The following is an 11,739-nucleotide window of genomic DNA, read 5'->3' as shown; positions in this document are numbered from 1 at the left end:
GCCTCTTTCGAGGCGGGCGTTTCGCAACGTACCGGGTAACCGGATCAGCCGTTGTACGGCTCGGTCTCGGTTTCCGTGTCGTCCTCGTCGGCCGACGCATCTTCGCTGCTCTCTTCCGGGTTCGCCATCTTCCAGGTGTCGAACTCGTCTTCATTGAGCTCGCCATCGGCGTCGGCGTCATAGGCATCAAAGCCTTCGGAGGTCACGTCCGGCGCAATGGCCTGGACTTCGGCGAGGCTCAGACCACCGCTCATGTCCGTGTCGGCATCAGCAAAGGTGGTATCCTGGGCAAAAACCGGAGCGGCCAGACCAAGGGCAGCGACGGAAGCGATCAGAACAGTCTTTTTCATCTAGGTCTCTCCATTGTTGACCGGTGCTACGGGCCTGAACCGGGGGGATCTCGTGGCCCGTGCACTTCATCAACGCACCGGTCTCGACTTCGATCCATCGCCGGATGCGAAATTTCGCAGAAATCGTCATGACAGCGATACCGCATGCTGGATTTGCGCGGCGGCAGCCGGTATCGCTCACAAGGTTGATAAGGAAAAGCAGGAGCCTCCCATGAGTTCACTGACCGGACGCGTGGCCGTTGTCACCGGCGCATCGAGCGGCCTCGGCCGCCGCTTTGCGCATCTTCTCAGCGATGCCGGTGCCTCGGTTGCCCTGATGGCCCGCCGCGAGGATCGCCTCGCCAGCGAAGTCGAAGCCATCAAGGAAAAGGGCGGCAAGGCCATCGCGCTGCCTCTCGACGTCGTCGATGCCGAGGCCATCGGTCCGGCGCTCGACAAGGCCCAGGATGCGCTCGGTCCGATCTCGATCATGGTGAACAATGCCGGCGTCGGCGGCGACGGTGCCGCCCTGACCATGCCGGTGGAGCGCTTCGACAATACGTTCGACGTCAATGTGCGCGGCGTCTTCTATGGCGCGCGCGAGGCTGCCAGCCGCATGATCAACAGCGGCGTTGCCGAACGCGAAGAGGCGCGGATCATTAATATCGCCTCCATGGCCGCCTTCGCGACCCTGCCCGGCCTGTCCGTCTATTGTGCCTCCAAGGCGGCCGTCGTGGCGATGACCAAGAATCTCGCGCGCGAATGGTCAAAATACCGCATCGGCGTGAATGCGATCTGCCCGGGCTATATCGAGACCGAGATCAATTCGGACTGGTTTGCCTCGGAAGGCGGACAACGCCAGATCCAGGGCTTCCCGCGCCGCCGCCTGATGGACGCCTCATCCCTCGATGCGACCTTCATGATGCTGGCCGGCGACGGCTCGCGCTTCATGACCGGAACCGCCATCACGATCGACGACGGACAGACGCTCTGACACGCCACCCGGCACCTGAGTGATGACGGATGGAACGCCTTCGCATTGCGCGCGTTGGTTTAGTGGACCAATCAGAAGGAGAGTTGGGTATGAAATCGAGTCATTGGCTTGTTCTGCTGTCCGCCGCCGGCATTCTGGCTGCCTGTTCCGACGGGCCGGCCGAAAACGCCGGTGAGGACGTCGATTCCGCCATCGAGGACGTGACGGGTGAAGATACCGACGCGTTCGAGGAAGCCGGCGAGAACGTCGACGAAGCCACCGAAGACGTGGACGACGAACCGCAACGCTAGGCGACCGCTACGCTAGGAGATCGGCCGGGCCAGAAGGGTGTTCACACGCCCTTCGAATGCCCGGCCGACCCGTATTTCAGTGCCATCGTTCAGGCGCAACGTCTTGCTGCCCGTCGGCGTCGCGGCGGTCCGGGCGACCCGGCGCAGATTGACGATCGCCGACCGGTGCACCCGTGCGAACTGGTGATCGTCGAGATTTTTTTCCATCGCCGTCATGGTCGCCCGCATCAGCCAGGACCGGGCGCCAGCGTGGATGCGCACATAATCGCCCTCGGCCTCGATCCAGTCGATGCGGTTCTTTTCCAGACGCATGCGGCCATTGCGGTCGCGGATCCACAGATCCGGATGCCCCTCCCCGTCATGTCCGCGCAGCGTGTGGACCAGCGCTTCCAGCTCGTCCGCCCGTGCCGTCGCATCGCGGCTGGCCAGTTGCGTGCGGGCCCGCCCGAGGGCCTCGTCCAGCCGCTCCATCTCGACAGGCTTGAGCAGATAGTCGATGGCCGCGGCCTCGAATGCCTTCACGGCGTGGGCCTCATAGGCAGTCACGAAGATGATCTCCGGCTGCACGGTCTGCGACAGGATGGACGCGATCTCGAACCCGTCGAGCTGCGGCATCTGGATATCGAGGAAGACAACATCCGGATTGAGTTCCTGCGCGGCCTTCGCCGCGCTGTGACCGTCCCGGACGGCCGCAACCACATCGACCCAGGGCCGCCGCGACAGCAGGATTTCCAGCCGGCGCAGGGCCAGCGGTTCGTCATCGACCAGAAGTACGCGCATCGCTCTCCTCCTCTCGTTCGGTGATTTTCGGCGCTCTCGATCGCTCCAGCGGCATCGTGATCACCGCTGCAAACCCGCCCTCCGGCTGCGGCCCGGCTTCCAGTCGTCCGGTGTCGCCGTACAACACGGCCAGACGGGCGCGGATATTGCCCAGGCCCACGCCTCCGCCGCTGTAGGCGCGCGTGGAGACCCCGCCCGACCCTGTATCCGTCACCCGAAGCTCCAGGATATCGTCCGATAGTGCCTTTGCCTCGACAGTCACGCGGACCGCACGGGTTGTCTGGGACACCGCGTATTTGACGGCATTCTCCAGCAATGGCTGCAGGATCATGGTTGGCACCAGCGCATCCTCCACCACAGGATCGATATCGACCGCGATTTCCAGACGGTCGGCAAAGCGCGTTTGCTCGATCTCCAGATACAGGCGCTGAGCATCAATCTCCCGGCGCAGCGGAACCCGGTCATCGGGCGCAGCATCCAGGGTAAAGCGCAGGAATTTGGACAATTGCGTGAGCATCTTGTCCGCTTCGTTGGCCCGGGTATCGAGCAAGAGCGAGGAAATCGCATTGAGCGTGTTGAACAGGAAATGCGGGTTGAGCTGGAAGCGCAGCATTTTCAGCTGCGATTCCTGGGCCAGCATGATCGAGTTGTAGAGCTGACGCTCCTGCGAGCGCAGCCGCCTTGCGGCATCAAGCGCCAGATAGAAACCGATCCATCCGACAAAGACCGGGAAGTTCAGGAACATCCAGCGCGGCGCCAGATAGAGCAATAGCGGCAGACCGGTGTCGACAGGTTCGCCATTCCGCATCGGCGGCTCGCCCGGAAGCACCTGGAAATAGGCGAACCAGATGGCGCAGACGTAGATCATCGTCAGAATGATCGCGACCCCCAGCGCCAGGGCGGCGCGCCGGTAGAGCGGCCAGAGCCGGGTCGGTTTGAGAACGACGAAGTGCGCCAGGGACGAGGCGGTCATGCCGATCCCCTCGGCAAGAACGACACGCCAGGCCGTGCTGATGCTGTCGCCGCCATTGATCAGATTGGCCGTCGAGAACACGACCATGGCGGTCCAGAACACACCCTGGAACGTCCAGAACCAGCGGGCGTTCAGCCCGTCCCAGACCTCGGTTCGCCCGAACAGCCGCGCACGCAGCCATTCCTGTGCATCATCCTCCTCCGACACCCCGCCGGGTGCGGCGCGCCCCTGGTCGAGCAGCAGGTAGAAACCGCCATAGGCCGCGAACACCCAGTAATGCACCAGCATGATGCGCAACATGCGTTCAGTGCCGCTGTCCGGCGTTTCGGGGGGCGGCATAAGCGGCCCGACAAGCACCAGCACCACAGCCGAATAGATCGCCACGCCCACCAGGGCGAGGGCCGCCGCGAGGCCAAGGCGCGCGGCCGGCCCCCAGCGGCGCACCTCGGACAAGGCCAGCGCCATGCCGATCGACAGGCCGGCGCCCACCGCATCGCTCAGCAATGGCCGCCACGCCGTCGCGACCGACCCGCCAAAGGCGTCCCAGCCATAGGCCAGCGTCACGAGGCTGAAACAGCCCCAGAAGATGCCCGTAAAGATGAGCAATCCGCGCAATCCCAGCGCCGTACTCGGTGCTTCCCGGTGCGCGGCTGAAACAAACGCGGTCTCGATATCCCTCTGCATCGCGCCAGTATATGCAGGACCGCGGCCGCACTGGAAACGCCCGTCAACGTCGCTGGTCGTGCTTTTCGGACCGTTCACCGAAGAATTCCGGACTTTTCGCCGCGACCAAGACCGCTGGTCGCGTTTTCCGCGATGATCGACGCTTTGCTGGCGAAGTGTCACACGCCCCCATGACAGCGTGGATGGAGACGAGCGGGGGGACCGCGCGTCGGGGCGCGAATGCGCCTGTCTCAATCCATGCCTACGAGGGAAAAATGAGCGGACATTACAGATACATGCCGAGACTGCGCACAGCGCTGCTCGGCGGCGTTGCGCTGAGCCTTGCCGCCGCCGGCGCACCTGCACTGGCGCAGGACGAGCCGGAGTCCGGCAATGATATTGTCGTGGTCACCGGCACGCGTATCCAGTCGCCCAACGTGGTCTCCAGCAGCCCGGTGACATCAGTCAGCGAAGTCGAGCTGGAGTTCCAGCAAGAGGCGAATATCGAGCGGATATTCCGCAACCTTCCATCGACCATCCCCGGCGATGGCCAGAACGTCAACAATGGCACCTCTGGCGCCGCATCGATCAACCTGCGTGGCCTCGGGACCAATCGCAGCCTGGTTCTGGTCGACGGCAAGCGCCTGACGCCGTTCTCGCTGACCGGCACCGTCGATACCCAGACCATTCCCGTGAACATGCTCGAACGGGTCGATGTGGTCACCGGCGGGGCGTCTGCTGTCTACGGCTCCGATGCCATGTCCGGCGCGATCAACTTCATCCTGAAGAATGATTTCGAAGGCGTGGAACTGAGCTATGAGGGCCGCGCATCGGAACAGTCGGACGGCGAGCAGCACAATCTTTCCGTCCTTCTGGGCACCAATCTCGACAATGGCCGTGGCAATGTGATGGCCAGCCTGGGCTATACCCAGCGAATGGGCGTGCAGTTCGGCGATCGCCCGTTCGGGCTTGTCGGCGTCTCGTCGACCAATGGCTCCGGTCTGGGCGGCGCCCCGTTGCTGCCCGAAGAGGCCGACTGCCAGTCACCGAACGGGGTCGACGACACGGCCTCCGGCTCCACCACCGCCATTCCGACCGCGCTGGACCTGCCGGGACAGACCCTGCAATTCCGCAATGACGGAACGCTGGGACCGCGCTGTTCCCGCTTCAATTTCAACCCGTTCAACTACTATCAGACACCGCAGGAGCGGTTTAATCTCGATTTTGTCGGCCGCTACGAGATCAACCGGCATTTCGAGCTCTACGGCCGCGGCAATTTCACCGCGACGAACGTGACCCAGCAGATCGCGCCCTCCGGCGTGTTCGGCAATGTGTTCACCCTTCCACTGATGAACCCCTTCCTGTCGGCCGCTGCCCGCCAGTCGATCCTGGACCAGGTCAACAGCTTCGCGACGAATGCGGGCGTCGGCGTGTTTGATCCGACAACCGGTGCGATCGACAACAATTCCAACGGTCTTTTCGACCTCAACGACTCCATCTCGGTGCCGATCCGCCGCCGCACGCTGGAACTGGGCACACGCTCGGAAGCATTCGATGCCAACCAGTTCCACATCGTTGCCGGCCTGCGCGGTGATCTGTGGGGCGACTGGGCCTATGATCTGTCCTACCAGCACGGCGAATCCGACCGGACCCGGGTCCGCGCCGGCTACACGAATGTGACCAATATCGCGACGGCGCTGAATACGGTCGACGCGACCACCTGTATCACGCCGAACGGACAGGTCGGCCCGTCGACCTGTGTGCCGCTCGATCTGTTCTCCGGCGGTTTCGGGATCATCACCGACGCCATGGCGGGCTATGCCTCGGTGACGGCATTGCTGCAGGAAAAGACGACACAGGACATCCTGTCCGCCTCGATGAGCGGACCGGTGTCCGGCTGGCAGATGCCCTGGGCAGACAATCCGGTCGATGCGGCGTTCGGGATCGAGTATCGCCAGGAAACGGCTTCGACCTTGCCCGACAACTGCCTGCAAACCCCGCCGACCAGCTGTCAGGGCGGCGCCGGCGGCAATGTGCTGCCGGTCTCCGGTTCCTATGACGTCTACGAGGCCTTCGGCGAGATGTTCATCCCGCTGGCCGAGGGGCGGCCCCTGTTCGAAGACCTCAATGTAGAGCTGGGCTATCGCCTTTCGGACTATTCCATCTCCGGCCAGTCAGCGACCTGGAAGGCCGGTATCAACTGGTCTCCGGTCGAAAGCCTGCGTCTGCGGGCCATGCTGCAGCAGGCCAACCGTGCCCCGAACATCAGTGAGCTGTTCAGCCCGATCACCACAGGCCTGTCCAACGCGACGTTCGACCCCTGCTCGGCGGGCAATCCAAACCCGATCGACGCCAATCTGCGCGCATTGTGCGAAGCGACCGGCGTGCCGCCGGCGCTGGTCGGTGTCGTCGGCGACATCGTGTCCGGCCAGGTCAACCAGTTCGGCGGCACCCAGCCGAACGCACTGCCCGGACCGGAAACGGCGGAAACCCTGACGCTGGGCCTGGTTTGGTCGCCCAGCCTCAACCTGCCCCGCGTCACCGACCCGCTGATCTCGATCGACTATTACGATATCCAGATCGACGACTTCATCGGGACGTTCTCGGGACAGGAAGCGATGGATGCGTGCTACGTCCTGGCCGATCCGGCCGGCTGTGCCGGGATCGTGCGGATCAACGGGTCGCTGGCGACGTCCGGTGCCGGCCTTCCCGGCTACAACACCAACCTGACCTTCCGCCGGGCCGAGGGCATCGAGATCAGTGCCAATACGGGTTACGACCTGGGCAACTGGGGCAATCTCGATATCAACGTCAACGCCAACTACTACATGACCAACGAGCTGCAATCGGCGCCCTTCTCGGCGGTGGTCGACTGCAACGGGTATTACGGCACGACCTGCGATCCGGTGCCGCAGCTGCGTATCGTCCAGCGCACCACCTGGCGCTTCGACGATGTGGAACTGTCCTACCTGTGGCGTCACCTGTCCGGCATGGATGCGCAGACGGGGGAGGCCGCAAACCTGTTCCCGGCCTTCCGTTCGATCGAAGCCTACGATTATTTCGATCTCGCCGGGTCCTACCGGCTGAACGACAATGTCCGTTTCAACGCGACGGTCACCAACATCTTCGACGAGGATCCGCCGGTCATCGGCAACTCGACGGGGACGACCTCGTTCAACTCCGGCAACACCTTCCCCAGCCTCTATGACGTGCTGGGCCGGGTCTACACGGTGGGTGTGACAGTCAACTTCTAGGCCCCAACCAGCCGGCACATCCCTGTGCGGCGGCCCGGTCTTTCGGGCCGCCGTTCCTTTTATTCCGGATCGCGCAGCGCCACGCGAACGCCGTCGGACAGGCCTGCACCGGGATAGAGGATGATGCGGCGCCCCGGTTCGATCCCGGACAGGATCTCCGCAGTCTCGCCATTGTCGTGGCCGATCTCGACCGGGGTCAGACGCGCCCGGCCGTCCTCGACCCGGTAGACGGCCCAGCTGCCATCCTCGCGGAACAGGGCCGCGACGGGCACCTGAACCGCTTCGCCGGTCTCCCACACGGTGATCGCCGCCTCGACCCGGTAACCATGGCCCAGCCGCCGCCAGCTGTCGGCCGGCGCGTCGAAATCGAGGATCACATTGACCCGCTGCTCCTCGACCCCCAGCGCCGAGACCTTCAGGAAGCCATAGGGCTCGATCCGGCGCACGCGCGCTGAAAGCGGGTCGTTTCCAGCACCCCAGCCGGTGATCCGGGCGGCGGCGCCCGCTTCAACCTGCACGGCTTCGGTGGAGAGGAATTCTGCCACGACCTCCAGGTCCGCCGGATCGCCGATTTCCATCACGACGGCGCCCGGCGCGAGCGGCGTTTCACTTTCCTGCAGCACCCGCAGCACGACACCGCCGATCGGCGCCCGGATGTCCAGCACGCTGCCATTGCCGCCCGGCGCGCCATCCGGCTCGAGCAGCCGGACACGCGCGGCTTCCACCTCCGCCTGCCGCATATTGACCGAGGCCCGCGCCCGGTTGTCCGCCGCCCGGGCCGCGCGCAGCTCGCTGGCCAGGCGATCGAGTTGCGCCTGGGAGGCGATCCCGCTGTCGAACAGCGAGCGGATACGCGCATGTTCCGACCGTGCGAGCTCCAGCGTGGCGGCGGTGCTCTCGGCATCGGCGCGGGATGCGGCGAGGCCGGCCTCGGCGAGATCGACGGCAGCGCGCGCCTCGGCTTCTGTGCGGGCATCCAGGAAAGCCGGCTCGCTGGGCAGGAGACGGGCCACCACATCGCCGGCCGCAACGGCATCGCCGGCTTCGGCTGCCACCCGCAGCAGGCGGCCGCCGACCGGGGCGGCGACGGCATAGACATCGCGGATCCGCGTCCGCCCCTCATCGCTCACCGTGACCGACATGGGCCCGCTCATGACCTCGCCCATATCGACCGGCAATGGCCGAGGGCGGAAGGCCAGCACCAGAAGGATGACGACGATCAGTGCGGCCAGTCCCCAGAACACGGTTCGGAAGCTGAGTTTCATGCGAATGATCTCCTATTCGCCGGACTTGAGCACGGCGACCATGTCCAGCTTGTCCAGCCGGGAGCGGATCATGAGGGCGGACGATATCGCGATCACCAGCACGACACCGGCCGCATAGCCATAAGTGCGCGGGCTGATCACGAAGGGCAGGCGGAACAGGTCCGAACTCATCGCCTGGGAGAAGCCCCAGGCCAGCCCGGTTCCCATGAGTGCGCCGACCGGCAGGGCCAGCAGCGTCAGGATGGCGATCTCGCCGAGCAGCACATAGGCGACCTCGCCGCGCGTGAAACCGAGGACGCGCAGCACGGCGAGTTCATGCTCGCGTTCGGAAAACGAGATGCGCACACTGTTGTAGACCACGCCGATCGCGATCAGGGCCGCAAACCCGGTATAGATGACGATCGAGGTGCCCAGGCTCTGGTCCAGCAGCTCCACGAAGCGCTCCTCGGCCTCGCTCTGCAGCGAGACGCCGGCAATGCCCGGCGTATCCTTGAGCCGGGCATAGAGCGCACGGGTTTCATGGGCGTCGACCCGCAGCGACGCCCCCGACAGCACCCGCCCCTCGCCCAGCAGGCGGTTCAGGTCGCCGATCTCCATCTGCAGTCCGGAACCGACCAGGGTCGTGGTGACGGCCGAGACCGGCAGTTCGAAAACCGGACGGCGCCCTTCGGTGACCTCGACCTCGATAAGATCGCCGGCGGCAATGGACAGCTTGTCGGCCAGGTCCTGCGACATGACCAGGGCCCCCGGCGGCGCCTCGACGCTGCGATTGTCCAGATCGACCATGCGCGACAGGCGCGCCCCGCGCGGCACACCGGACAGCGCCGTGCGCTCCTCGGCGGCGCCATGCCGCAGCCGCACCGCGACCTGCCGCACGGGCTCGGCCTCGATCACGCCCGGCATGCGGCGCAGCGAATGAAAGGCCTCCCAGGAGCGCGGCTCGACAAAGGACACGGAGACGTCCTGCCGGTTGGCGCTGTTGAAATAGACGTCGATCATCACGTCGACACTGTCGAGGAAGAAGAGCGTGCCGATCAAAAGCCCGCCGGACACGGACACGCCGACCAGGGTGAAAGCGGAACGGCCCGGCCAGCGCAGGATCTGGCGGAACACCATCCGGGTCTGGCGGTCGAGCATCCGCCAGCGCGTCAGGCCGGCGCCGATGGACTTGGAATAGTCGGGCGGCGGCGGCGCGCGCATCGCCACGGCCGGATCGAGCCGGGCGGCCCGCCAGGCGGCCAGGGCGCCACCGCCGCCCACGGCGAGGGCCGTCACGAGACAGGCCGACAGATAGACCCCCGCCTCGAGACGGAAGATCAGGAAGGGAAAGTGGTAGTATTCGGTGTAGAGCACCGCCATCTGCCGGCCGAGCCAGGTGCCCAGGCCGAGCCCGATCGCCAGGCCCAGCACCCCGATGGCACCAGCGAACTTCACATAGTGCCAGACCACGTCGCCATCGTGATAGCCGAACGCCTTGAGCAGGCCGATCTCGGTCCGCTCCATCGCCACGAGCCGGGTGAGGACGACATTCACCAGAAAGGCGGCAACGGCGAGAAAGATCGGCGGCAGCACGCGCGCCATGGTCGACAGCTGTGTGATCTCGCTGGAGATGAAGGCGTCGGAGATCTGCTGCTCCCGGCCGTAGGCACCCGGTGCGCCATAGGGCGCCAGCAGCCGGTCCAGGGCGCCGGTCACCGCGGCCTCCGGATAGCCCGGCTCCAGCGTCACAACGGCCTCGGTAAAAGCGCCGTCGCGGTCGACGGCCTGGGCCAGGGCCTCGCGCCCCATCCAGACAACGCCGAACAGCCGTGCATCCGGCACAAGCTGCCCCGGCGCCACCGCATAGACATGCTCCGGCGAAAGCGCGATCCCGACTATCCGCAACTCCTCCCGTCCGCCATGCAGCGTCAGGGCGACGGTGTCCCCGACCGCAATGCCGTGGGCCCGGGCAAAGGCGTCCAGCAGAACGGCCTCGTCGCGCTGGCCGCGGCGGGGCAGACGGCCTTCGGTCAGATGGATGTGATTGACGGCGGGGCGGCCGTTGTCCGGCAGGGAAATCGCCTGGCCGCTGGCGGGCGCGTCCATGCCGGGAATGTCGAACAGGACATGCGATGTCACCCGCGTTTCGGCAGCGGCCACGCCGGGAATGTCGCGGATACCGGCGAGGAGCCGGTCGGGCGCCCGCACCACCGGCGCCCAGACATCGGCAAACCGGTAGCGGTCGTAATACGCACGCCGGGTTTCCTGCAGCGAATCGAGCATGCCGGCCGCCACGACATGAACCGCGATACCGGCAGCCACGACAAAGGCGATCGCGATGGCCTGCATCTTGGTCGCCCAGAGGTCACGCAGGAGTTTTCGGTCGAGCTTGCGCGGCACCAGGCGCGCCATGTCGAACCGACCGCCGCCTACCATGCCAGATCCTCCGGATTGGCGCGTTCGGTGTTGACGCGGACATTGCCGACCTGCCCGTCGGAAAAGGTGATGACGCGATGCGCCATGTCCGCGACGCCGGCATTGTGGGTGATGATGATCGTCGTCGCGCCCAGCGTCTCGTTGACGGTCTTGAGCGCCTGCAGCACGCGGATACCGGTCGCACTGTCGAGCGCGCCGGTCGGTTCGTCGCACAGCATGACCTCGGGCCGCTTGGCGATGGCCCGCGCGATCGCGACCCGCTGCTGCTCGCCGCCGGACAGTTCGGCGGGAAAATGATCGGCACGCTTTTCCAGACCGACCAGCTCGAGCGCCTCGCCGGCGGACAGACCGTTCTGCGCGATCTCGGTCACCAGCTCGACATTTTCCCGCGCCGTCAGCGAGGGCATCAGATTGTAGAACTGGAAGACGAAGCCGACATGCCGGCGCCGGTAGAGGGTCAGCGCCCGGGTCGAGGCCTGAGTGAGATTCTCACCCCGGAACAGGAATTCACCGCCGGTCGGCCGGTCCAGACCGCCCAGTATGTTGAGCAGCGTGGACTTTCCCGAACCGGACGGCCCCAGCAGGACCACCAGATCGCCCTCGGGAATGTCCAGATCGACGCCACGCAGGGCATGCACAGCAGACGCACCGCTGCCATAGACTTTCGTCAGGCCGCGCGTGCGAAAACACGCCGTGTCCCGGTCTCGACCGCTCTGGCCCTGCGTGTCCTGCATGGGCTCCATCCACCCTTCACCGGCTCTCTATAACACGATGCG

At 65.4% G+C, this 11,739-nt stretch carries 9 protein-coding genes; 3 read left to right on the top strand and 6 right to left on the bottom strand.

Annotated features, from left to right (window positions below; all coding sequences use genetic code 11):
- Positions 1–44: 44 nt before the first annotated feature.
- Entirely contained in the window at positions 45–350 is a 306-nt protein-coding gene (locus ABJO18_RS17670) for a hypothetical protein (RefSeq protein ID WP_348508429.1), read from the bottom strand.
- A 211-nt stretch (positions 351–561) separates the two neighbouring features.
- On the opposite strand from ABJO18_RS17670, the gene ABJO18_RS17665 reads away from it, so the two are divergent.
- Together ABJO18_RS17665 and ABJO18_RS17660 are read left to right on the top strand one after the other, a co-directional pair.
- The gene (locus tag ABJO18_RS17665) at positions 562–1,323 is read left to right on the top strand and encodes an SDR family NAD(P)-dependent oxidoreductase (protein ID WP_348508430.1); all 762 of its coding nucleotides are present in this window, start codon (positions 562–564) and stop codon (positions 1,321–1,323) included.
- 89 nt (positions 1,324–1,412) lie between these two features.
- Positions 1,413–1,613, top strand: coding sequence for a hypothetical protein (locus tag ABJO18_RS17660; protein WP_348508431.1), 201 nt, complete (start codon positions 1,413–1,415; stop codon positions 1,611–1,613).
- A 12-nt stretch (positions 1,614–1,625) separates the two neighbouring features.
- On the opposite strand, the gene ABJO18_RS17655 is transcribed toward ABJO18_RS17660, so the two are convergent.
- Entirely contained in the window at positions 1,626–2,393 is a 768-nt protein-coding gene (locus ABJO18_RS17655) for a LytTR family DNA-binding domain-containing protein (protein WP_348508432.1), read from the bottom strand.
- Positions 2,371–3,972, bottom strand: a complete 1,602-nt coding sequence (locus tag ABJO18_RS17650) for a histidine kinase (protein ID WP_348508433.1) — start codon at positions 3,970–3,972, stop codon at positions 2,371–2,373. Before ABJO18_RS17650 ends, ABJO18_RS17655 begins: the two co-directional genes overlap by 23 nt.
- A 353-nt stretch (positions 3,973–4,325) precedes the next feature.
- Between ABJO18_RS17650 and ABJO18_RS17645 the strand changes: the two genes are divergently transcribed.
- On the top strand, positions 4,326–7,283 hold the full coding sequence (locus ABJO18_RS17645) for a TonB-dependent receptor (protein WP_348508434.1): 2,958 nt from the start codon (positions 4,326–4,328) through the stop codon (positions 7,281–7,283).
- Between the two features lie 59 nt (positions 7,284–7,342).
- Here the strand turns inward: ABJO18_RS17645 and ABJO18_RS17640 are convergent, their stop codons facing one another.
- Genes ABJO18_RS17640 through ABJO18_RS17630 form a run of 3 tightly spaced genes read right to left on the bottom strand, consistent with a single transcriptional unit; the run spans position 7,343 to position 11,697 of the window.
- Positions 7,343–8,548, bottom strand: a complete 1,206-nt coding sequence (locus ABJO18_RS17640) for an HlyD family efflux transporter periplasmic adaptor subunit (RefSeq protein WP_348516041.1) — start codon at positions 8,546–8,548, stop codon at positions 7,343–7,345.
- A gap of 12 nt (positions 8,549–8,560) precedes the next feature.
- Positions 8,561–10,963, bottom strand: a complete 2,403-nt coding sequence (locus ABJO18_RS17635) for an ABC transporter permease (RefSeq protein ID WP_348516040.1) — start codon at positions 10,961–10,963, stop codon at positions 8,561–8,563.
- Positions 10,957–11,697, bottom strand: coding sequence for an ABC transporter ATP-binding protein (locus ABJO18_RS17630; RefSeq protein WP_348508437.1), 741 nt, complete (start codon positions 11,695–11,697; stop codon positions 10,957–10,959). Before ABJO18_RS17630 ends, ABJO18_RS17635 begins: the two co-directional genes overlap by 7 nt.
- Positions 11,698–11,739 lie beyond the last annotated feature (42 nt).

The sequence above is a fragment of the Maricaulis sp. genome (assembly GCF_039978735.1).
In the GTDB taxonomy this organism is placed as follows: domain Bacteria; phylum Pseudomonadota; class Alphaproteobacteria; order Caulobacterales; family Maricaulaceae; genus Maricaulis.
The sequence above is the reverse complement of the archived record's forward strand: the minus strand, read 5'-3'. Positions and strand labels throughout refer to the sequence as shown.